Below are 22,312 nucleotides of genomic sequence, written 5' to 3'. Positions count from 1 at the left end.
GGGATCACCGGGGCCCCCCGGTCCGGCTTCGGCACCCCTCCGGCGACTGCCGCGCTGGGCGGCCCGTCGGGCCTCCGCGCGACCGCCGTAGGGCCGCGACTCCTCCCCATGGGAAGAAGGCGGCCCGTACGAGGCCGAAGGGGCCCCGCTACCGGCATCCTGAACCGGGGCCGACCTGCGGCCCACCGGCTGCTGGGCAGCGCGTCGTGCCGCCGCGCGGCCACCCGTCGGCGGCTCCTGCGGCGGCATTTTGCGACGATGCTCGCTCATCGAACGACTACTCCTCGGGCAGGCGCGTACGCCTGGAAGCGGCAGTTGAGTTCCGGTCCCCCCGAAATGCGCACGGACTGAGCCCCATCGGAGGCCCCTCCGTACCGCAGCCGGTCACCCGCAGCACTGACGCCCCGCGGCATCCCTTGGTTCCCGGTGGTCTGCATGCCGCACAGACTACGCACGACCAAAACCCACGTAGGGCCGGAGTTCACCCCAAATCAGGCAAGTCGAACGCTGTGAATTGACGATGTGACGCCGGTCACGGTGGTCCCACTTGTCGCAACAGTGCGGCCGTTCTATCGTGCTGATGTATCGAGTCGATACATCAGCACGGCATAAGGGTCCCGAGAAGCGGAGGAGGCGACGGATGAGCAGGCGCTCAGGCATCCTCGAGTTCGCCGTTCTCGGCCTGCTCCGCGAGGCCCCGATGCACGGGTACGAGCTGCGGAAGCGCCTCAACACCTCGCTGGGGGTCTTCCGGGCCTTCAGCTACGGGACGCTGTATCCCTGCCTCAAGACGCTGGTCGCCAACGGCTGGTTGATCGAGGAGCCGGGCAGCGCACCCGAGGAGGCCCTGGCCGCTTCACTCGCAGGACGCCGGGCCAAGATCGTCTACCGGTTGACGCCGGAAGGTAAGGAGCACTTCGAAGAGCTCCTCTCCCACACCGGCCCCGACGCCTGGGAGGACGAGCACTTCGCCGCCCGCTTCGCCTTCTTCGGCCAGACCGAGCGCGAAGTACGGATGCGGGTGCTGGAGGGCCGCCGCAGCCGCCTGGAAGAGCGCCTGGAGAAGATGCGCGCCTCCCTGGCCCGGACGCGCGAGCGACTCGACGACTACACGCTTGAGCTGCAGCGCCACGGTATGGAGTCCGTGGAGCGCGAGGTGCGCTGGCTGAACGAGCTCATCGAGAGCGAGCGGGCAGGGCGGGATCAGCGATCCGGCCCCGACGCCCCCGCTCTGCACGACAACGATTCTGGAGAAACGGGCGGCCTGCCCCGGCACGGGGGCAGTACCCGGCCGGATCCGTCCGACGACACCGCCAAGTGAAACCCTGCGCACAGCAGGGCTTCCACGATTACACAGGGAGCAACCGGAATGGGTTCGGTTCGCGTAGCCATCGTCGGCGTGGGCAACTGCGCCGCCTCGCTGGTGCAGGGCGTCGAGTACTACAAGGACGCCGACCCGGCGGCCAAGGTGCCCGGCCTGATGCACGTCCAGTTCGGCGACTACCACGTCGGTGACGTCGAGTTCGTCGCCGCCTTCGACGTCGACGCGAAGAAGGTCGGCCTCGACCTCTCCGACGCCATCGGCGCCAGCGAGAACAACACCATCAAGATCTGCGACGTCCCGAACAGGGGCGTCACGGTTCAGCGTGGTCACACCTTCGACGGTCTGGGCAAGTACTACCGCCTGACCATCGAGGAGTCCGCCGAGGAGCCGGTCGACGTCGTCCAGATCCTCAAGGACCGCCAGGTCGACGTCCTCATCTGCTACCTGCCGGTGGGCTCCGAGGACGCTGCGAAGTTCTACGCGCAGTGCGCCATCGACGCCAAGGTCGCCTTCGTCAACGCTCTCCCGGTCTTCATCGCCGGCACCAAGGAGTGGGCGGACAAGTTCACCGAGGCCGGTGTCCCGATCGTCGGCGACGACATCAAGTCGCAGGTCGGCGCGACCATCACGCACCGCGTGATGGCGAAGCTGTTCGAGGACCGCGGTGTCCGCCTTGAGCGCACGATGCAGCTCAACGTCGGCGGCAACATGGACTTCAAGAACATGCTCGAGCGTGACCGCCTCGAGTCGAAGAAGATCTCCAAGACGCAGGCCGTCACCTCGCAGATCCCCGACCGCGAGATGGGCGAGAAGAACGTCCACATCGGTCCGTCGGACTACGTGGCCTGGCTGGACGACCGCAAGTGGGCGTACGTCCGCCTCGAGGGTCGCGCCTTCGGTGACGTTCCGCTGAACCTTGAGTACAAGCTCGAGGTGTGGGACTCCCCGAACTCCGCGGGTGTCATCATCGACGCCCTGCGCGCCGCGAAGATCGCCAAGGACCGCGGCATCGGCGGCCCCATCCTCTCCGCGTCGAGCTACTTCATGAAGAGCCCGCCGGTCCAGTACTTCGACGACGAGGCCCTGGCCAACGTCGAGAAGTTCATCAAGGGTGAGGTCGAGCGCTAAGCTCCGCACGCTTGTCGAAGAGGGTCCCCGCGGCACCGCCCCGGGGGCCCTCTTCGTATGTGAGTCTTGCTGCCATGTCCGTCGTACGTGATCTGCGCGTACTCCTGCGCCTGACGAACTTCCGCCGCCTGCTCACCGTCCGGCTGCTCTCCCAGTCCGCCGACGGCGTCTACCAGGTGGCCCTGGCCACGTACGTCGTCTTCTCCCCCGAGAAGCAGACCTCGCCCACCGCCATCGCCTCCGCCATGGCCGTGCTCCTGCTCCCGTACTCGCTCGTCGGGCCCTTCGCCGGCGTCCTCCTCGACCGCTGGCAGCGCCGCCAGGTCTTCCTGTACGGGAACCTCCTGCGCGCCCTGCTCGCGTGCGGGACCGCCCTGCTCATCGTCGCCTCCGTCCCCGACTGGCTCTTCTACGCCTCCGCGCTCTCCGTCACGGCGGTCAACCGCTTCGTGCTCGCGGGGCTCTCGGCCTCGCTCCCGCACGTCGTCGACGAGGAACGGCTCGTCGTGGCGAACTCGCTCTCCCCCACGGCCGGCACCCTCGCCGCCACCCTCGGGGGTGGTCTGGCCTTCGGTGTCCGGCTGATCAGCGACGAGTCCGACGCGGTGGTGGTGGCCTTCGGCGCCGCCCTCTACCTACTGTCCGCCCTCGCCTCCCTGCGGATGCCGCGGGCGCTCCTCGGTCCCGATCCGGAGCTCGTTCCCCAGCGCCTCTCCTCGGCCCTGGCCTCGACCGGCCGGGGGCTCGCCGAGGGGCTGCGGCACCTGGCCGAGCGACGGCCTGCCGCCAGGGCGCTGACCGCGGTGGCCCTGATGCGCTTCTGCTACGGCGCCCTGCTCGTCACCGTGCTGATGCTCTGCCGCTACGCCTGGAGCTCCACGGAGTCCGAGGGGCTGGGTCTCCTGGGGATCGCCGTCGCCGCCTCGGGAGCGGGGTTCTTCGCGGCCGCCGTCCTCTCCCCCTGGGCGGTGGGACGGCTGGGCCCCTTCGGCTGGATGACCCTCTGCGCGGGGGTCGCTGCCGTCCTGGCACCCACCCTCGGCCTCTTCTTCGACCCCGTCCCCTTCCTCGTCGCCGCCTTCGTCCTCGGGCTCACCACCCAGGGAGCCAAGATCGCGACGGACACGGTGGTGCAGACGACCGTGGACGACGCCTACCGAGGGCGGATCTTCTCGCTCTACGACGTGCTGTTCAACGTCGCCTTCGTGGGCGCGGCGGGTGTGGCGGCGCTGATGCTGCCGCCCGACGGCCGCTCCCCCCTTCTGGTGATTCTGGTGGCCGTGGTCTACGGGGCGATCGCGGTTGCTCTGCGAAAGGAACGCACGGAGGGGTGATGTTTCACGTGAAACATCACCCCTCCGCTCCATCGCCGCCTCGACGTCGAGGGGGTCGGTGTTTCACGTGAAACATCGACCCACCCGTCGCGGCTCACCTCAGTCGCGCGCCGCCCACCACTCCTTGAGGGCCGCGACCGCCTGGTCGTGCTCCATCGGCCCGTTCTCCAGCCGCAGCTCCAGCAGGACCTTGTACGCCTGGCCGATGGCCGGGCCCGGCCCGATACCGAGGATCTCCTGGATCTGGTTGCCGTCCAGGTCGGGACGGATCGCGTCCAGCTCCTCCTGCTCCTGGAGCTGGGCGATACGGACCTCCAGACCGTCATAGGTGCGGGAGAGCGCCGCCGCCTTGCGCTTGTTGCGCGTGGTGCAGTCCGAGCGGGTCAGCTTGTGCAGGCGGGAGAGCAGCGGCCCCGCGTCGCGGACGTAGCGGCGCACCGCCGAGTCGGTCCACTCACCGTCTCCGTAGCCGTGGAAGCGCAGGTGCAGCTCCACCAGCCGCGAGACGTCCTTGATCATCTCGTTGGAGTACTTGAGCGCGGTCATGCGCTTCTTGGTCATCTTCGCGCCCACCACTTCGTGGTGGTGGAAGGAGACCCGGCCGTCCTTCTCGAAGCGACGGGTGCGCGGCTTGCCGATGTCGTGGAGCAGGGCCGCGAGGCGCAGCACCAGGTCGGGGCCGTCCTCCTCCAGGTCGATCGCCTGGTCGAGCACGGTCAGCGAGTGCTCGTAGACGTCCTTGTGCCGGTGGTGCTCATCGCTCTCCAGGCGCAGCGCCGGCAGCTCGGGCACGACGTGGTCGGCGAGCCCGGTGTCCACGAGCAGGCCGAGACCCTTCCGGGGGTGGGCCGAGAGCAGCAGCTTGTTGAGTTCCTCCCTGACCCGCTCGGCGGAGACGATCTCGATCCGGCCGGACATCTCCTTCATCGCCGTGACGACCTCGGGAGCGACCTCGAAGTCCAGCTGGGCGGCGAAGCGCGCGGCGCGCATCATGCGCAGCGGGTCGTCGGAGAAGGACTCCTCGGGCGTGCCGGGCGTGCGCAGGATCCGCGCGGCGAGATCCTCCAGGCCACCGTACGGATCGATGAACTCCTTCTCGGGGAGTGCCACGGCCATGGCGTTGACGGTGAAGTCACGCCGGACGAGGTCCTCGTCGATGGAGTCGCCGTACGAGACCTCGGGCTTGCGTGAGGTCCGGTCGTACGCCTCGGAGCGGTACGTGGTGACCTCGATCTGGTAACCGTCCTTCTGGGAACCGACGGTCCCGAAGGCGATGCCGACCTCCCAGACGGAGTCGGCCCACGGGCGGACGATCTTCAGAACGTCCTCGGGGCGGGCGTCGGTGGTGAAGTCCAGGTCGTTGCCGAGCCGGCCGAGCAGGGCATCCCGTACCGAGCCACCGACCAGCGCGAGGCTGAACCCGGCATCCTGGAAGCGGCGGGCGAGGTCGTCGGCGACAGGGGACACACGCAGCAGTTCGCTGACCGCGCGGCGTTGCACCTGGCTCAGTGCAGTCGGGGTGTCTTCGTTGGCGTTCGGCACAACAGAAAAGGGTACGTGCCCCGGTCCACCACGACGTCCCCGTTTTTCCGTGGGCCGGGCCTCCGGCCCCATCGGCTGGAGCAGTCCCCGGCACTTGCTCCCAGCGTGCCTCGTTACCATGCCTGGACACAGCAACCGGGAACCATCCACACCACTGGCACCGCAGACAACGACGAGGACGGGCGAACGCGTGGGCGAGGCGGCAGACATTCAGGGAACCGGTCCCTCACCTGCCCGCCGATGGCTGCGGCGCACGATCACGGTCGCCGTCGGGGCGCCGCTCCTCGCCGGACTCCTCCAGGCCCCGTCCGCCTCGCCGGCGGCGGCCGCTGAGGACGCCACCGGCTCGAAGACGGTCGATGTGTCTCTCGACACCCTGACGCCGAGCGCCCCCGTGGACGGTGACACGGTCACCGTCTCGGGAACGGTGACCAACCGGGGCAAGAAGACCGTCACCGACGCGACCGTGAACCTGCGCGTCGGCCCGCAGATGACCAGCCGCAGCGAGATCGACCAGGTGTCGAACCGCACCGGCTTCCGGAGCGACAGCGACCCGGCCCCGCTCGGCGAAGCCCCCAGCATCGAGATCCCTCGGCTCGGCGCCGGCCTCAGTACGGAGTTCTCCCTCTCGGTCCCGGTCTCCGAACTCGGCCTCGACGAGTCGGGCGTGTATCAGCTGGGCGTCTCCCTCACCGGCCAGACCTCGGACCAGCGCTACGACCGGGTGCTCGGCATCGAGCGGACCTTCCTGCCGTACCAGCCGGAAGCCAGCGAGAAGAAGACCCAGGTCACCTACCTCTGGCCGCTGATCTCCTCGGCCCACGTCTCGGCGGAGACGGGCACGGACGACCAGCAGACCCCGGTCTTCGAGGACGACGACCTGGCCGCCGAGCTCCGTCCGGGCGGGCGCCTGGACCAGATGGTCTCGCTGGGCAAGAACCTGCCGGTCACCTGGGTGATCGACCCCGACCTGCTGGCCTCCGTCGACGCCATGGCCAACGGCTACCGGGTCAAGGACGGCACCGTCCACGTCCCGGGTCCGAACCAGGCCGTGGCCGAGCAATGGCTGGACGGGCTGGAGAAGGCGATCCAGGGGCACAAGGTCGTCGCCCTGCCGTTCGCCGACCCCGACCTCGCCTCCCTGGCCCACCGCGGCAAGGACGTCCCCGGCTCCCTCGGACACCTCCAGTCGGCGACCTCCCTCGCGGCGATGACCGTCGAGACCGTCCTCCACGTACAGGCGTCCACCGACTTCGCCTGGCCCGCCGACGGCGCCGTCGACCCGTCCATCGTGGCCGTCGCGACCTCGGCCGGCGCCGACAAGGTGATCGCGCGCAGCGACAGCGTCCGCGACGACCTCTCCTACACGCCGACGGCGGCGCGCCCCCTCGGCAACGGCAGCACCACGGCCGTGGTGAGCGACGCGCTCCTGTCCACCGCCTTCGAAGGCGACATGGTCCGCGCGGAGAACTCCACCCTCGCGGTCCAGGAGTTCCTCGCCCAGTCGCTCGCGATCACCCTGGAGCAGCCGGAGCAGCAGCGCAGCGTCGTGGTCGCTCCGCAGCGGGTGCCGACCGCCTCCCAGGCGCAGACCATGGCGACCGCCCTGCGGGGCCTCTCCGCCCGGCGCTGGAGCGAGCCGCTGGATCTCCTCGCGGCGGCCGCGGCCAAGCCGGACCCGGACGCCTCCACCACGGTCCCCAGCAGCTCCAGGTACCCGAAGAAGCTGCGCGACCGGGAGCTGCCGGTCCAGGCCTTCCGGGACATGAAGACCACACGCGACGAGCTGGACGACTTCAGGGTCATCCTGACCCTGCCGGACCGCGTCGTGACCCCGTTCGGCAACGCGATCAACCGCGAGATGTCCACCTCCTGGCGCGGTCAGGCCAGAGCGGCCGCGGTCTACCGGAACGACGTCCTGGAGTACCTCCAGGACCTCACCGAGAGCGTCCAGCTGGTCGACAAGTCGGACCTGACGCTGTCCGGCCGCAGTGCGACGATCCCCGTGACCGTGCACAACCAGCTGCTGCAGGGTGTGGATCACCTGGTGCTGCGCCTCACCTCCGGCAACAAGAACCGGCTGGAGCTGAACGGCGAGGGCTACGCCGAGCTCCCGGTGAAGATCAACGCCGGCCACAGCCAGTCGGTGAAGTTCACCGCCACGGCCAATGTCAACGGCCAGGTCCCGATGACGGCCCAGCTCTACACCGAGGACGGCACCCCGTACGGGCAGCCGATGACCTTCAACGTGAAGGTCTCCGAGATCACCGCCACGGTGATGCTCGTGATCGCCGGTGGCGTGCTGCTCCTCGTCCTCGCCGGAGTCCGGATGTACAGCCAGCGCAAGCGGGTCGCCGCCAGGAACGCCGAAGCCGATGCCGAAGCCGAAGCCGAAGCCGAAAAGGCCGAGGAAGCCGAGGAGGCTGCGGAAGCTGAGGAGGCTCAGGAGGCCCAGGACTCCGGGGCGAACGGCGGGACGGAGCCGGAGGACGTCGAAGCCGACGAACCCGAGCAGCCGAGTGACCCGACACCGGACACCGGGCCCGAAAGCGGCAGCCCGTCCGGCACGGGTGAGAAAGTGGACCGTTGAGCGATGTCGTGGCCGGTCGGCCGGGGACGATGAGGTGGGGTAACCATGAACGCGCCGTACGACGGTGACCGCGGCCAGGGCGCGGGCGGCCCGGCGCCGTCCGGTGGGACGCCCGCGACACCCCCCGGTTCCGGGTACCCACCGGTGCCGCCGTCCCCGCAGCAGGGCGCCCCTGACCCGCACGGGCAGCATCCCTACGAGCAGAACCCCTACGCCCAGGATCCGTACGTCCAGGACGCCTTCGCCCACGACCCGTACCTGGCCCAGGACCTGTCCGCGCAGGACCCGGTGACCGAGGCGCTCTACGACCGCGCCGCGCACCCGCCGCCCCCGCCCGGCACCTACCAGGAGCCCCAGCCGCTCTACCAGCAGCCCGCCGCGCCCCAGCACGCCCCGGACCCCCGCGTGTGGGCGCAGACCCCGGCACCCGAGCCCGACGGCACCTCACGCCACCTCCCGTACGGCGACGACGCGCGCACAGTCCAGTTCACCGGTGTCGACGACCTGGTGACCCGTGCGAGCGAGGAGCAGCCGGAAGCGGACGCGTTCGCGCACCTCTACCGGGACCAGCAGATGCCGGGCCAGGTGCCCCCGCCCGCCACGGAGCCGGACCCCATGCCTGCCCCCGCCCCCGCCCCCAAGAAGTCCGGCCGCGCCTCCGGGCTGCTCAAGTCGAGCGCCGTGATGGCGGCCGGCACCCTGGTCTCCCGGCTCACCGGATTCGTCCGCAGCCTGGTGATCACCGGTGCGCTCGGCGCCGCCCTGCTCGGTGACACCTTCACCATCGCCTACACGCTGCCGACGATGATCTACATCCTCACCGTCGGCGGCGGCCTCAACTCGGTCTTCGTCCCCCAGCTCGTCCGCTCGATGAAGAACGACGAGGACGGCGGCGAGGCCTACGCCAACCGCCTGCTCACCCTCGTGATGGTGGCGCTCGGCCTGATCGTGGTGGCGGCCGTCCTCGCCGCACCGGTCCTGGTCCGGCTGATGTCGAACACGATCGCCGACGACGCCGCGGCCAACAGCGTGGCCGTGACCTTCGCCCGCTACTGCCTGCCCACGATCTTCTTCATGGGCGTGCATGTGGTGATGGGCCAGATCCTCAACGCCCGGGGCAAGTTCGGCGCGATGATGTGGACGCCGGTCCTCAACAACATCGTCATGATCGTCACGTTCGGCCTGTTCATCTGGGTCTACGGCACCTCCGCCGAGTCCCAGATGGGTGTCCAGACGATTCCCGACGAGGGCATCCGCCTGCTCGGTATCGGCACCCTCCTCGGGCTCGTCGTGCAGGCGCTGGCGATGATCCCGTACCTCCGCGAGACGGGTTTCCGCTTCCGGCCCCGCTTCGACTGGAAGGGCCACGGGCTCGGCAAGACGGTCAAGCTCGCCAAGTGGACCGTGCTCTTCGTCCTCGCCAACCAGGCGGGTGTCCTGGTCGTCACCCAGCTCGCCACGGCCGCCGGTCAGGAGTCCGGGAAGAACGGTGCCGGCTTCCTGGCCTACTCCAACGCCCAGCTGATCTGGGGCATGCCGCAGGCCATCATCACCGTCTCCGTCATGGCCGCCCTGCTGCCGCGGATCTCCCGCGCCGCCCACGACGACGACGCCGGCGCCGTCCGCGACGACATCTCGCAGGGCCTGCGCAACTCGGCCGTCGCGATCGTCCCGGTCTCCTTCGCCTTCCTGGCGCTCGGTGTCCCGATGTGCACCCTGCTCTACGCCTCCAGCGGCGTCGAGGCGGCCCAGGGCATGGGCTTCATCCTGATGGCCTTCGGCCTCGGCCTGATCCCCTATTCGGTCCAGTACGTCGTGCTCCGCGGCTTCTACGCCTACGAGGACACCCGGACGCCGTTCTACAACACCGTCATCGTCGCCGCCGTCAACGCGGCCGCCTCGGCGCTCTGTTACGTGCTCCTGCCCGCGCAGTGGGCCGTCGTCGGCATGGCCGCCTCCTACGGGCTCGCCTACGCCGTCGGTGTCGGCATCGCCTGGCGCCGCCTGCGCAACCGCCTGGGCGGCGACCTGGACGGCACCCATGTGCTGCGGACCTACGCGCGCCTCTGCATGGCCTCCGTGCCGGCCGCGATCGTCGCCGGCGGCGTCGGCTTCGGGCTCCTCAAGCTCCTGGGCGAGGACGCCCTGGGCTCGCTCGTCGCCCTGGTCGTCGGCGGTGCGGTGCTTCTGGGTGTCTTCTTCGTCGCGGCCAAGCGGATGCGGATCGCGGAGCTGAACACCCTGGTCGGCATGGTGCGCGGACGCCTGGGACGCTGATTCGGTGCCCCCGCACAACCATCGGCGGGGACCGCGTGTCGTGCATAGCGCCGGACTGTGGGCACAATTGGCATGGCTGTTGGATGTGGCGCAACGGATGGGGAGGCAGGAACGACGGTGGCGGAACGTAGCACGGCTGCCGTCGACGTGGCCGACAACAGCGGTGACGACCCGCTGACCGCCAAGGCGGACAAGGCCGCGACCGACGGGGTGGCGAAAACGCAGAAGGCGGCGGGGAAGCCCGCCGAGTCCACGAACAACAAGGCGGTCGAACGACAGAGCGGCGAACAGCCCTCCATCACGGCACCGGAGCTGCACAGCGGGCACAAACTGGCCAGACGTTACCGGCTGGAGGAGTGCGTCACCCGTCTGGACGGCTTCAGCAGTTGGCGTGCCGTGGACGAGAAACTGCGGCGTGCCGTCGGAGTCCACCTGCTGCCCGCCGACCACCCGCGGGCCCGCTCGGTCCTGGCCGCGGCCCGTTCCGCGGCGCTGCTCGGCGACCCCCGGTTCGTCCAAGTCCTCGACGCCGTCGAGGAGAACGACCTCGTGTACGTCGTGCACGAGTGGCTGCCCGACTCCACCGAGCTGACCGCGCTGCTCGCGACCGGCCCGATGGAGGCGCACGACGCCTATCAGCTCGTCAGCCAGGTCTCCCAGGCCATGGCCGCGGCTCACCGCGAGGGCCTCGCGCACCTCCGGCTCACCCCGAGCGCGGTGCTGCGCAGTTCCACCGGCCAGTACCGGATCCGCGGCCTCGCCGTGAACGCCGCCCTGCGCGGCATCACGGCCGAGCGTCCGCAGCGCACCGACACCGAGGCCATCGGCGCCCTGCTGTACGCGGCGCTCACCCAGCGCTGGCCGTACGACAGTGACGCCTACGGGCTCTCCGGGCTCCCCAAGGGCGTGGGGCTGCTCCCGCCCGACCAGGTGCGGGCCGGGGTCCACCGCGGCCTCTCCGAGATCGCCATGCGCGCCCTCGCCAACGACGGGGCCACCGCCTCGCGCCAGGAGCCGCCCTGCACGACCCCGGACGAGCTCGCCAAGGCCGTGGCCGCGATGCCCCGCGTCAAGCCGCCGGAGCCGGAGTTCCCCGCCCCGCCCGACTACCAGCGCACGACGTACCAGCAGGGCACCTACGGGCGCCCCCAGGCACGGCCGGCCGTCACCCAGCCGGTCGTCGTCCCACCGCCGCCGCTGCAGAGCCGTACCGGCAGGGCACTGAAGTGGGCCGTCTCGGCGCTGCTGATCGCCGCGCTGGGACTCGGCAGCTGGCAGATCGCGGACCGGCTCCTCGCCCCGGACACCACCTCGAAGACGCCGAACACGTCTCCGACGATCGACGACGAGAAGCCGGAGCCTCCCAAGCCGCTCGCGATCCGGTCGGCCGAGGAGTACGCCCCGGACGGGCTGCCCCAGCACTCCGACGGGGTCGGCGAGACCTACGACAGCGACAGCTCCACGTACTGGCGCACGAAGACCTTCGTCGACGGTCCCGTGCTGGCGCCCTACAAGCAGGGCGTCGGCATCGTCTACGACCTCGGGAGCGAGCAGAACGTCTCGTCCGCGTCCATAGCGTTCCGCTACGGCGGCCCGCACACCACGGTCACCCTGTACGCGGCGGACTCGCTGTCCCCCTCCGGCACCCCGGACTCCATGAAGGAGATCGCCACGGTCGAGAGCTCGGACTCGACGGCGAAGCCGGAGACCAAGACACCCGTCAAGACCCGCTACGTGCTGCTCTGGCTGACCTCCGTGCCGTACTCCAACGGCGACCAGTTCTTCGGATCCGGCTACAAGCAGGCCATCACGAACGTCTCCTTCCAGGGGACCACCCCCTAGTCGCGACGAGGCAACCCGATGAGCGCCGAGCCCAGCTCGGCGCTCATTTACTTCCGGGCACGGACCGGATTGAATGCCTGCACGGCTGCCGAGCGAAGAGGGGAATCGTGGCGTCTGCGAAGGACGACCTCCGGGCGGCGGCGGACGAGGAACTCCTGGCGCGCCATGTCGCCGGGGACCCGGACGCCTTCGGTGAGCTCGTGCGCCGTCACCGCGACCGCCTGTGGGCGGTGGCCCTGCGAACCCTGAGGGACCGCGAGGAGGCCGCCGACGCCGTCCAGGACGCCCTGCTGTCGGCCTTCCGGTCCGCCCACACCTTCCGCGGCCAGTCGGCCGTCACGACCTGGCTCCACCGCATCACGGTGAACGCCTGCCTCGACCGCGCCCGCAAGACCGCCTCCCGCCGCACCTCACCCGTCGACGACACCGACCGCTTCGAGCAGCTCCTCGACCCCCACGAGTCGGCTGAGGCCCCTGCGGAGCGCCAGGATCTCCATCGCGAGCTCCTTGCCGCCCTCGCCCGGATCCCCGCCGACCAGCGCGCCGCCCTCGTCCTCGTCGACATGCAGGGATACCCGGTCGCGGAGGCGGCACGTATCCTTGGCGTCCCCACCGGAACCGTGAAAAGCCGCTGCGCACGGGGGCGGGCACGCCTCCTCCCGATGGTCACTCATCTGCGCGCCGACACAGTGGGTAACGAGGCCACCGAAGGGGGAAGGAACCGGACGCCGGGGGCATCCGTCCCACCGGTGCCGGGGCCGACGGATACCGGACCGACAGATCCAGCTGCTGTGAAGGGCGGAGGTGGGCGCGCGTGACTTCCACGACCGGCAAGGCCGACACGACACAGCACCCGGACGTCTCGGAGATCTCCGATCTCACGGAAGGGCTCCTCTCACCGACCCGTTCCGCCGCCGTGCGCCGCCATCTGGACGGCTGCCCCCTCTGCGCGGACGTACGGGCCTCCCTGGAGGAGATCAGGGGCCTCCTGGGCACTCTGCCCGGGCCGCCCCGTATGCCCGCCGAGATCGCCGGCCGGATCGACGCCGCGCTCGCCGCCGAAGCCCTCCTCCAGGCCACCGCGCCCGAGAGCTCCACCCCTGTTTCACGTGAAACATCGCCCACCCCGACCGCACCGGTTCCCTCCGGCAGGCCCTCCCCTGTCGCGGAGCGCCCCGCCGGCCGGCCCACGGCGGCCACCGGCCCCGGTCGCCCCGGAAAGCCCCGTCGACGCCGGATCGCCCTGCTCTCCACACTCGGTGCCGCCTTCGGGGCCCTCGCCCTCGGGACGAGCCTCTACCTCAGCCAGACCGGCGTCCCGACCGCCGGCAGCGCGGGCGACACCAGGAAGGCGGACGCCCCCGCCGCGGCGGCCGTGAGCCCCTTCTCCGGGGAACCGGTCGAGGACCGCGTCCACACGCTCCTCGCCGGAGACTCCGTGGCCCCCAAGACCCCTCAGGGAATCGCACCCGAATCGATGTCCGCCGAGGGCACCACCACCCCCCAGCGGAACAGGGACAGCGCCGTTCCCGGCTGTGTCCTGGCCGGCACCGGCCGCACCGACGCCGTCCTCGCCCACGAGCGGGGCGAATACCGGGGAACAGCCGCCTATCTGCTCGTCCTGGCGGACCCCGCGGACAGCACCCGGGTCCAGGCCTACGTCCTCGATGCCTCCTGTGCCGACCGGCCGACAAGCACCGGAAGCCCCGCAGCAGATCTCCTGCTCAGCGAGACGTACCCGCGCTCCTGACCTCGTTCCCTGCCCCTCTCACCGTGCCGCGCGGCAATCCCGGGAATGGACGCCCCTTAGGATCCGTTGGGTGGGGTGAGAGTGACCGAGACAACCGCCCCCGTAGGCAGTGGCAGTCTGCAGAGACGAGGAAGAAACCCGTGAGCGACGTCCGTAATGTGATCATCATTGGTTCCGGGCCCGCGGGTTACACCGCTGCGCTCTACACCGCCCGAGCGTCGCTGAACCCCCTGGTCTTCGAGGGCGCTGTCACTGCCGGTGGCGCTCTGATGAACACGACCGAGGTCGAGAACTTCCCCGGCTTCCGTGACGGCATCATGGGCCCGGACCTGATGGACAACATGCGGGCCCAGGCCGAGCGCTTCGGCGCCGAGCTGATCCCCGACGACGTCATCGCCGTGGACCTGTCCGGCGACATCAAGACCGTCACCGACACCGCCGGCACCGTGCACCGCGCCAAGGCGGTCATCGTCACCACGGGCTCCCAGCACCGCAAGCTCGGCCTCCCCAACGAGGACGCGCTCTCGGGCCGCGGTGTCTCCTGGTGCGCCACCTGCGACGGGTTCTTCTTCAAGGACCACGACATCGCCGTTGTCGGCGGTGGTGACACCGCGATCGAGGAGGCCACCTTCCTCTCGCGCTTCGCCAAGTCCGTCACGATCGTCCACCGCCGCGACAGCCTGCGTGCCTCGAAGGCCATGCAGGAGCGCGCCTTCGCCGACCCGAAGATCTCGTTCGCCTGGGACAGCGAGGTCACCGAGATCCACGGCGAGCAGAAGCTCAGCGGTCTGACCCTGCGCGACACGAAGACCGGCGCCACTCGCGAGCTGCCCGTCACCGGCCTCTTCATCGCCGTGGGCCACGACCCGCGGACCGAGCTCTTCAAGGGCCAGCTGGAGCTGGACGACGAGGGCTACCTGAAGGTGGCCGCCCCGTCGACCCGCACGAACGTCACCGGTGTCTTCGGTGCGGGCGACGTCGTCGACCACACCTACCGTCAGGCCATCACGGCCGCCGGCACCGGCTGCTCCGCCGCGCTCGACGCCGAGCGTTTCCTGGCCGCCCTCGCCGACAGCGAGAAGCTGGCCGAGACCCCCGCGGTCTGACCCTCGTCCTTCCTCACCCCACACCCCGCGAAAACAAGGAGGCCGCCGTGGCCCTGAAGACTGTGACCGATGCTTCCTTCGAAGAGGACGTCCTCAAGAGCGACAAGCCCGTGCTGGTGGACTTCTGGGCGGCGTGGTGCGGCCCGTGCCGCCAGATCGCCCCTTCGCTGGAGGCCATCGCCGCGGAGCACGGCGAGATCGAGATCGTGAAGCTCAACATCGATGAGAACCCGGCCACGGCCGCCAAGTACGGCGTCATGTCCATCCCGACGCTGAACGTCTACCAGGGTGGCGAGGTCGTGAAGACGATCGTCGGCGCCAAGCCGAAGGCCGCCATCCTGCGCGACCTGGAAGGCTTCGTCGAGCCCGCGAAGGGCTGACACGCTCTCTGTTTCACGTGAAACACGAACGGCCCGCCCCTCCGGGGGCGGGCCGTTCGTCTGTCTCCGCAGGACACCCTTCAGAGAGGCCGCAGGGCGGGCTCCTTCTTCACGGCGCCGAGCAAGCGGTCCAGAGCCATCTCGACGTCCTCCTTCCAGGAGAGCGTCGTCCGGAGCTCCAGCCTCAGCCGGGGGAAGGCGTGGTGCGGCCGGACCGTCTTGAAGCCCACGGCCAGAAGATGGTCGGCCGGCAGTACACAGGCCGGTTCCTTCCACCGGGCATCACCGAATGCCTCGATCGCCTTGAAGCCCCGCCTCATCACGTCCTTGGCCACGGTCTGTACGACCATGCGGCCCAGGCCCTGTCCCTGATAGCCCGGCATGATCCAGGCCGTTATCAGCTGGACGGCGTCGGCCGCCACGGGACTGGTGGGGAAGGCCGTCGACCGCGGCACATAGGCCGGGGGAGCGTAGAGGACGTAGCCGACGGGCACCTCGTCCACGTAGACCACCCGGCCGCAGGATCCCCATTCGAGCAGGACGGCGGAGATCCAGGCTTCCTTCTCCACCTCCGGACGCCCCGCCTTCACGGCGGCCTCTCCGCTCACCGGGTCGAGCTCCCAGAAGACACAGGAGCGGCATCGCTGGGGAAGATCCGAAAGGTTGTCCAGCGTGAGCGGTACGAGCCGACGCCCCACGGCTTCCCCTCGCTTCCCTCGCCATCGAGCACGGATACGCCTCTCAGAATCGTATCGACCGGCCGATCAAGGGGATACCGCTCACAGGCAAAGGGCGGGCCGTGTTCCGGTAAGACCGGAGCTCGGCCCGCCCTGGGCGGCCTCAGAGAAGCGCGAACGTCAGACCTGCTCGCTCTGCTCGGTGTTCTTGTGGTCCATGACCTTCCCCTCGCCGGGGGCCAGGGTCGAGAGGATCCGGTCCAGGTCGTCCATCGAGGCGAACTCGACGACGATCTTTCCCTTCTTCTGCCCCAGATCGACCTTCACCCGGGTCTCGAAGCGATCCGAGAGCCGCGAAGCGAGGTCGGTCAGCGCGGGCGAGACACGCCCCCCGGCACGCGGGCCCTTCGTCTTGACCGCGGCGGTGGGCTCCTCGGAGCCCATCACGCTCACGATCTCCTCGACGGTACGCACGGAGAGGCCCTCGGCGACGATCCGGTAGGCCAGCTGATCCTGGGCCTCGGGGTCTTCCACTCCGAGCAGGGCCCGCGCGTGGCCGGCGGAGAGCACGCCGGCGGCGACCCTCCGCTGCACCGGGGCAGAGAGACGCAGCAGACGCAGCGTGTTGGAGATCTGCGGGCGCGAACGCCCGATCCGCTCCGCGAGCTGGTCATGGGTGCAGCCGAAGTCCTTGAGCAGCTGCTCGTAGGCGTGAGCCTCTTCGATCGCGTTCAGCTGGGCCCGGTGGAGGTTCTCCAGGAGGGCGTCCAGGAGCATCTTCTCGTCGTCGGTGTCCCGGACGATCGCCGGGATCCGCTCAAGACCGGCGGTCGTCGAGGCCCGCAGACGACGCTCACCCATGACGAGCTCGTAGCGCTCGTCACCGACCTTGCGCACGATCACGGGCTGAAGAAGGCCGACCTCCTTGATGGAGACGACGAGCTCGGCGAGGGCGTCCTCGTCGAACACCTCACGGGGCTGGTGCGGGTTGGGAACGATGGCGTCGATCGGAAGCTCGGTGAAGTAGGCCCCGGTCGGAGCCTCCGGCAGGGCCACCGCCTCGGCCTCGCTCCAGGCCGCCGTCGATTCGGGGGACTGGGTGCTGTGCGGAAGCCTCGCCAGCTTCGCCGCGGCCACACCCCGCTCCGAGGTCAGGACGGGGCCGGCACCGGAGGAGGTCGCCTCCGCTCCGACGCCGACCATCGGCGCCTGCCGCTCCTGGGGAGCCGTGGGAATCAGCGAACCGAGCCCACGCCCCAATCCCCTACGTCGCTCACTCACTGGATCCCCTCCGACATGCTGCGCTGGTTGTTCTGGTGCCCTGCATGGGCGTGCTGCGGGTCGTAGTGCACGGCGGCACCCCGCAGCGCGATCTCGCGGGCCGCTTCGAGGTACGACAGCGCACCGCTGGAGCCCGGATCGTAGGTAAGGACCGTCTGGCCGTAGCTCGGCGCCTCCGAGATGCGGACGGACCTCGGGATGCTGGTCCGCAGCACCTCCTCGGCAAAGTGGGTGCGCACCTCGTCGGCGACCTGGGAGGCAAGCCTCGTCCGGCCGTCGTACATGGTGAGCAGGATCGTCGAGACGTGGAGCCCCGGGTTCAGGTGTCCCCGAACCAGTTCGACGTTCCGCAGGAGCTGGCCGAGGCCCTCCAGTGCGTAGTACTCGCACTGGATCGGGATCAGCACTTCGGCTCCCGCCACCATGGCGTTGACCGTGAGCAGTCCGAGCGAGGGCGGGCAGTCGATCAGGATGTAGTCGAGCGGCTGCTCGTAAGCCTGGATCGCCCGCTGCAGGCGGCTCTCACGTGCCACGAGCGACACCAGCTCGATCTCCGCACCGGCGAGATCGATGGTGGCGGGGGCACAGAAGAGACCCTCGACGTCCATGACGGGCTGCACCACTTCGGAGAGCGGCCTGCTGTCCACCAGGACGTCATAGATCGAGGGGACCTCGGCATGGTGATCGATACCGAGCGCCGTGGAGGCGTTGCCCTGCGGGTCCAGGTCGATGACCAGGACCCGGGCGCCGTGCAGTGCCAGGGAGGCGGCAAGGTTGACCGTCGTGGTCGTCTTGCCCACGCCGCCCTTCTGATTGGCGACCACCATCACGCGAGTCTCAGCCGGTCGGGGAAGTCCCTCACCGGCACGACCCAAGGCTTCTACTGCCAGTTGGGCAGCACGACCAATGGGGGTGTCGTCCATCGGGGGCGGTGTTTCACGTGAAACATCCTCCCCCACCGATTCGGTTCGGGGACCGGGGACCGGATCGGTCATCGGTCCCGCGATGTTGGCGTCGGACCGCAAGGATTCACTCTCCTCAGCTTCAGGCTCGCGATGAGCAGAGCCTGCCATGCTTTCGGGGTCGTGAACCAGCGAGACCGGGGGTTCTGTGGGTGAATCCACCTCTGTGGACAACTCCGTAACCCTCGCGAATGGATTCATGCGAGGCTTACGGTCCCGGGGCGTGGCAGCCTCGCGACCGCGGCTGAAGATCCCCTGCAGCAGGGAGCGACGTTTCACGTGAAACACCATGCCCCTGCTGCCCGGCCGGGACCGTTCGACACTCCGAAATGGTACGTATGCGACGCTCAGCGGCGTCGTCGGGTCTTGCTCGTCCGGGCGGCCTTGGCACGCTTGGCCGCGAACCGTACCCCGCCCGGGCTCTCCCCGACCTCTACCCGGACGACCGTCGACAGCGGATCCACGATCCCCTCACCCACGTGTAGGACCTCGGTCTCCACCACACCGAGCTTGGCGAGCGCGGCGCGAGCACCGTTGATCTCCTCCTCCGCGGTGTCGCCCTTGAGGGCGAGCATCTCGCCGTAGGGACGGAGCAGAGGAACGCCCCAGCCGGCCAGCCGGTCCAGCGGAGCCACCGCGCGAGCGGTCACCACATGGACGGGCGTGATCTTGCCGAGCATCTCCTCCGCGCGACCGCGGACCACGGTCACATGGTCGAGGCCGAGCAGCTCGACGACTTCCTGGAGGAAGTTCGTCCGGCGCAGCAGCGGCTCCAGGAGAGTGATCTTGAGGTCGGGCCGGACCAGCGCCAGGGGGATGCCGGGAAGACCGGCGCCCGAGCCCACATCGCAGACCGTGACGCCCTCGGGGACGACCTCGGAGAGGACTGCGCAGTTCAGCAGGTGCCGCTCCCACAGCCGCGGGACTTCACGCGGGCCGATCAGGCCGCGCTTCACACCCGCGTCCGCGAGGAGCTCCGCGTACCGCACAGCCTCCGGGAAGTGCTCACCGAAGACTGTCCGCGCCTGCTCCGGCGCCTCCGGGAGCTCCGCTGCCTCCGTCACGGGAACCGTCCTTCCGTACCGCACGCATTCTCTGCGGGCGCACTGTGGTGGCTGACTATCAGGCTGACAAAGATCGGCCCCGCCTGCGGACAGACGGGGCCGACACTACGAGAGGGATCAGGCCGGGAGTACGACGACGAAGCGCTGCGGCTCCTCGCCCTCGGACTCGCTGCGCAGACCGGCGGCGGCGATCGCGTCGTGCACGACCTTGCGCTCGAACGGGGTCATCGGGTCCAGCTTGACCGGCTCACCGGTGGACTTCACCTCGTCCGCGGCCTTGGCACCCAGCTCGGCGAGCTCGGTTCGCTTCTGGGCACGGAAACCGGCGATGTCGAGCATGAGCCGGCTGCGGTCACCGGTCTCACGGTGCACGGCCAGGCGGGTCAGCTCCTGGAGAGCCTCCAGGACCTCGCCGTCACGGCCGACGAGCTTCTGCAGGTCGCGGCTGCTGGAGTCGCTGACGATCGAGACCGCGGCGCGGTCCGCCTCGACGTCCATGTCGATGTCGCCGTCGAGGTCGGCGATGTCGAGCAGACCCTCGAGGTAGTCGGCCGCGATCTCACCCTCCTGCTCCAGGCGGGTCAGGGTGTCGCCACCCTCGGCGGCGGCGGAGGTGATGCCTTCCGTCACGGATGGTCTCCTTCTTACTTCTTGGACGACGGGTGCTTGGGCCGCTGCTGGCCCTTGCGCTGACCGGACTTGCCCTGACGGGAGCCCCCGGAGTTGGCACGGCTCGGGCGCGTGGGCTTGTCGCCCTGCGCCTCGTCCTTCGCCTCGTCCTTCGTCTCGACCTCAGCGTCGGCCTTCGCCGAACCCTGCGGCTTCTTCTCCAGCGAGGTGGTCGCCTGCTCGGCGGCCGGCTCGGAGACTTCCTCGGCATCCTTCGCCGCGGCCTGCTGCGCGGCGGCGGCCTGGCGCTGGGCCTTGGTCTGGCGCTTGGGCTGCTGGCGCTTGCCGGCGACGCCGCCCTCGGCCTCGGCCACGATCGTGTCGCTCTTGATCACGGTGCCGTCGGCCTGGGCCGCGAAGCCGGCCTTGGTCAGGCCCGCGAAGAAGCGGCGCTCGTTCTCGTTGCGGTCGCTGCCCTTGGCGACGATGACCTTGACGATGTTCTTCCGACGGCGGCCGCGGACCTCGCCATGCGTGGTGACGTTCTTCAGGAGGCGCTGGAGGTAGGAGTCCTGCGCCTTGCTGCCCGGGGTCGGGTTCTGGTTGATCACGTACATCTGCTGGCCCATGGTCCACACGTTGGTGGTCAGCCAGTAGACGAGAACACCGACGGGGAAGTTGATGCCCATGACGGCGAAGATCACCGGGAAGATGTACATGAGCATCTTCTGCTGCTGCATGTACGGGGTCTTCACCGAGAGGTCGACGTTCTTCATCATCAGCTGGCGCTGGGTGAAGAACTGCGAGGCCGACATCATGACGATCATGATCGCGGTGACGATGCGGACCGAAGTGATCGAGGCGTCGAGAGCGGCGACCTCGGCGGCGGAGTCCGTGAACTTCGAGGCCAGCGGGGCGCCGAAGATGTGCGCCTGACGGGCGCTGTCGAGCAGCGACTGGTTGATGACGCCGACCGTGTCGCCCTCGGCGATGTTGGAGAGCACGTGGTACAGCGCGAAGAAGAACGGCGACTGCGCCAGGATGGGAAGGCACGAGGAGAGCGGGTTGGTACCCGTCTCCTTGTACAGCTTCATCATCTCTTCGGACTGACGCTGCTTATCGCTCTTGTAGCGCTCCTGGATCGCCTTCATCTTCGGCTGGAGCGCCTGCATGTTCCGGGTCGACTTGATCTGCTTGACGAACAGCGGGATCAGGCAGATACGGATCAGCACCACGAGGGACACGATGGACAGGCCCCAGGCCCAGCCCGTGTCAGGGCCGAAGATCGCCCCGTACACCTTGTGGAACTGGACGATCACCCATGAGACAGGGGTGGTGATGAAGCTGAACAGACTGGCAATCGTGTCCACTAATCAGGCTCCTTGAGCATTGGGCGAGGTCTCTGCGGCCGGGCTCGTCTCGGCGGTGGACCCGCCCTTGTCGCCGCGCAACGCGTTCCTCAGCATTTCGTGCCAGCGAGGACGCTTACGCGGGGGGACGTGGTCCACTCCGCCGGGCGACCACGGATTGCACCGCAGGATGCGCCAGGCGGTCAGGGCCGTGCCCTTGATCGCGCCATGCCGGTCGATGGCCGTGAATCCGTAGTGGGAACACGACGGGTAGTACCGGCAGACGGGGCCCAGAAGAGGGCTGATCGTCCACTGGTACAGCTTGATGAGAGCCAGCAGCGGGTACTTCATCGCGTGCCCCCTCCCAGCAGCCGCTGAAAAGCGGCGTCCAGGTCTCGGGCCAGCTGTGCGTGGTCGGCGTCACCGGCTCCGGGCAACGCCCGTACGACCACCAGGCTACCGGGGGGCAGCTCGGTGAGACGGTCTCGGAGAAGATGGCGCAGGCGACGCTTCACCTGGTTGCGTACGACCGCAACGCCCACGGCCTTGCTCACGACGAAACCCGCACGCGTCGGGGGAGCGCTCTCCCCAGGCGCGTGCGGGTCCGTTGCACCGCTGCGTAGGTGGACGACGAGGAGCGGGCGACCGGCCCGGCGACCTCGGCGTACCGCGGTTGCGAAGTCCTCGCGCCGCCTCAGCCGATTCTCGGTAGGCAGCACGTCATGACCTGTTTAAGTGGATCAGGCGGACAGGCTCGCGCGACCCTTGCCACGGCGGTTCGCCAGGATGGCGCGGCCGGCACGGGTGCGCATGCGCAGGCGGAAGCCGTGGGTCTTCGCGCGACGACGGTTGTTCGGCTGGAAGGTGCGCTTGCTCACTCGGGGGCTCCAGAAATGATTCGGGTGGTGGCGGGACATCGCCTGGCTGTCACCGTGCGCCCACGAGTAGCTCGTAACGCCCGATAGCACCGCTTCGCGACCACAAAATGTGATCTTTGCCCATCGGAGGCAGGCGGCAGCAGCCATCGACAACTCGACCTGGTCACGGTACGCGCGGCTACGCCATCCGGTCAAACCGACCTGTTGCCATGGTCCATT

At 69.3% G+C, this 22,312-nt stretch carries 20 protein-coding genes; 10 read left to right on the top strand and 10 right to left on the bottom strand.

Annotated features, from left to right (window positions below; all coding sequences use genetic code 11):
• The first annotated feature begins 640 nt into the window (after positions 1–640).
• From OG361_RS20320 to OG361_RS20310, 3 genes are all read left to right on the top strand, one after another.
• On the top strand, positions 641–1,321 hold the full coding sequence (locus OG361_RS20320) for a helix-turn-helix transcriptional regulator (protein ID WP_384577317.1): 681 nt from the start codon (positions 641–643) through the stop codon (positions 1,319–1,321).
• Between the two features lie 48 nt (positions 1,322–1,369).
• Positions 1,370–2,452, top strand: coding sequence for an inositol-3-phosphate synthase (locus OG361_RS20315; RefSeq protein WP_405855509.1), 1,083 nt, complete (start codon positions 1,370–1,372; stop codon positions 2,450–2,452).
• Positions 2,453–2,526: 74 nt separating this feature from the next.
• Positions 2,527–3,786: an MFS transporter gene (locus OG361_RS20310; RefSeq protein WP_405855507.1), complete on the top strand. Its 1,260-nt coding sequence runs from the start codon at positions 2,527–2,529 to the stop codon at positions 3,784–3,786.
• Positions 3,787–3,885: 99 nt separating this feature from the next.
• Here OG361_RS20310 and OG361_RS20305 read toward each other — a convergent pair whose 3' ends face one another.
• The gene (locus OG361_RS20305; protein WP_384577312.1) at positions 3,886–5,328 is read right to left on the bottom strand and encodes a CCA tRNA nucleotidyltransferase; all 1,443 of its coding nucleotides are present in this window, start codon (positions 5,326–5,328) and stop codon (positions 3,886–3,888) included.
• Positions 5,329–5,518: 190 nt separating this feature from the next.
• Here OG361_RS20305 and OG361_RS20300 point away from each other — a divergent pair, with 190 nt between their 5' ends.
• The 7 genes from OG361_RS20300 to trxA all read left to right on the top strand — a co-directional run bounded on the left by OG361_RS20300 (position 5,519) and on the right by trxA (position 15,273).
• Positions 5,519–7,918 (top strand): DUF6049 family protein, encoded by a 2,400-nt coding sequence (locus OG361_RS20300; RefSeq protein ID WP_405855504.1) that lies wholly within the window; start codon positions 5,519–5,521, stop codon positions 7,916–7,918.
• Between the two features lie 45 nt (positions 7,919–7,963).
• Complete coding sequence (gene murJ, locus OG361_RS20295; protein ID WP_405855502.1) at positions 7,964–10,195, top strand: murein biosynthesis integral membrane protein MurJ; 2,232 nt, start codon at positions 7,964–7,966, stop codon at positions 10,193–10,195.
• A 117-nt stretch (positions 10,196–10,312) separates the two neighbouring features.
• Positions 10,313–12,037 carry a protein kinase family protein gene (locus tag OG361_RS20290; protein ID WP_405855500.1) on the top strand — a complete coding sequence of 575 codons (1,725 nt, stop codon included), beginning with the start codon at positions 10,313–10,315 and terminating at the stop codon, positions 12,035–12,037.
• Between the two features lie 107 nt (positions 12,038–12,144).
• Complete coding sequence (gene sigM, locus OG361_RS20285) at positions 12,145–12,855, top strand: RNA polymerase sigma factor SigM (RefSeq protein ID WP_405855498.1); 711 nt, start codon at positions 12,145–12,147, stop codon at positions 12,853–12,855.
• Positions 12,852–13,787: a zf-HC2 domain-containing protein gene (locus OG361_RS20280; RefSeq protein WP_405855496.1), complete on the top strand. Its 936-nt coding sequence runs from the start codon at positions 12,852–12,854 to the stop codon at positions 13,785–13,787. The genes sigM and OG361_RS20280 overlap by 4 nt, the downstream gene beginning before the upstream one ends.
• Before the next feature lie 140 nt (positions 13,788–13,927).
• Positions 13,928–14,893, top strand: a complete 966-nt coding sequence (gene trxB / locus OG361_RS20275) for a thioredoxin-disulfide reductase (RefSeq protein WP_384577300.1) — start codon at positions 13,928–13,930, stop codon at positions 14,891–14,893.
• Positions 14,894–14,940: 47 nt separating this feature from the next.
• Entirely contained in the window at positions 14,941–15,273 is a 333-nt protein-coding gene (trxA, locus tag OG361_RS20270) for a thioredoxin (RefSeq protein ID WP_323182571.1), read from the top strand.
• Between the two features lie 80 nt (positions 15,274–15,353).
• Here the strand turns inward: trxA and OG361_RS20265 are convergent, their stop codons facing one another.
• From OG361_RS20265 to rpmH, 9 genes are all read right to left on the bottom strand, one after another.
• On the bottom strand, positions 15,354–15,971 hold the full coding sequence (locus OG361_RS20265) for a GNAT family N-acetyltransferase (protein WP_405855493.1): 618 nt from the start codon (positions 15,969–15,971) through the stop codon (positions 15,354–15,356).
• 159 nt (positions 15,972–16,130) lie between these two features.
• Positions 16,131–17,231, bottom strand: coding sequence for a ParB/RepB/Spo0J family partition protein (locus tag OG361_RS20260; RefSeq protein ID WP_405855491.1), 1,101 nt, complete (start codon positions 17,229–17,231; stop codon positions 16,131–16,133).
• Positions 17,228–18,304: a ParA family protein gene (locus tag OG361_RS20255; protein ID WP_405855489.1), complete on the bottom strand. Its 1,077-nt coding sequence runs from the start codon at positions 18,302–18,304 to the stop codon at positions 17,228–17,230. The genes OG361_RS20260 and OG361_RS20255 overlap by 4 nt, the downstream gene beginning before the upstream one ends.
• Before the next feature lie 236 nt (positions 18,305–18,540).
• On the bottom strand, positions 18,541–19,257 hold the full coding sequence (gene rsmG / locus OG361_RS20250) for a 16S rRNA (guanine(527)-N(7))-methyltransferase RsmG (RefSeq protein ID WP_405855487.1): 717 nt from the start codon (positions 19,255–19,257) through the stop codon (positions 18,541–18,543).
• Positions 19,258–19,374: 117 nt separating this feature from the next.
• Entirely contained in the window at positions 19,375–19,887 is a 513-nt protein-coding gene (locus OG361_RS20245; RefSeq protein ID WP_384577292.1) for a protein jag, read from the bottom strand.
• A 14-nt stretch (positions 19,888–19,901) separates the two neighbouring features.
• A complete protein-coding gene (gene yidC / locus OG361_RS20240) occupies positions 19,902–21,236 on the bottom strand; it encodes a membrane protein insertase YidC (protein ID WP_405855485.1) in 1,335 nt (444 codons plus the stop codon).
• A 3-nt stretch (positions 21,237–21,239) separates the two neighbouring features.
• Positions 21,240–21,566 (bottom strand): membrane protein insertion efficiency factor YidD, encoded by a 327-nt coding sequence (yidD, locus tag OG361_RS20235; RefSeq protein ID WP_015034858.1) that lies wholly within the window; start codon positions 21,564–21,566, stop codon positions 21,240–21,242.
• On the bottom strand, positions 21,563–21,934 hold the full coding sequence (rnpA, locus tag OG361_RS20230; protein ID WP_384577287.1) for a ribonuclease P protein component: 372 nt from the start codon (positions 21,932–21,934) through the stop codon (positions 21,563–21,565). Before rnpA ends, yidD begins: the two co-directional genes overlap by 4 nt.
• Positions 21,935–21,955: 21 nt before the next feature.
• Positions 21,956–22,093 carry a 50S ribosomal protein L34 gene (gene rpmH / locus OG361_RS20225; protein ID WP_006381191.1) on the bottom strand — a complete coding sequence of 46 codons (138 nt, stop codon included), beginning with the start codon at positions 22,091–22,093 and terminating at the stop codon, positions 21,956–21,958.
• Positions 22,094–22,312: the final 219 nt, after the last annotated feature.

Origin of the sequence: Streptomyces sp. NBC_00090 (genome assembly GCF_045160815.1) — a bacterium.
GTDB lineage: Bacteria > Actinomycetota > Actinomycetes > Streptomycetales > Streptomycetaceae > Streptomyces.
This window is presented reverse-complemented; position numbering and strand designations above follow the sequence as displayed.

Bases quoted from the DNA above. Each gene is read 5' to 3' on its own strand.
- murJ (WP_405855502.1), top strand. From the start codon at position 7,964: ATGAACGCGCCGTACGACGGTGACCGCGGCCAGGGCGCGGGCGGCCCG.
- yidD (WP_015034858.1), bottom strand. From the start codon at position 21,566: ATGAAGTACCCGCTGCTGGCTCTCATCAAGCTGTACCAGTGGACGATC.
- OG361_RS20310 (WP_405855507.1), top strand. From the start codon at position 2,527: ATGTCCGTCGTACGTGATCTGCGCGTACTCCTGCGCCTGACGAACTTC.
- OG361_RS20255 (WP_405855489.1), bottom strand. From the start codon at position 18,304: ATGGCAGGCTCTGCTCATCGCGAGCCTGAAGCTGAGGAGAGTGAATCC.
- OG361_RS20320 (WP_384577317.1), top strand. From the start codon at position 641: ATGAGCAGGCGCTCAGGCATCCTCGAGTTCGCCGTTCTCGGCCTGCTC.
- OG361_RS20315 (WP_405855509.1), top strand. From the start codon at position 1,370: ATGGGTTCGGTTCGCGTAGCCATCGTCGGCGTGGGCAACTGCGCCGCC.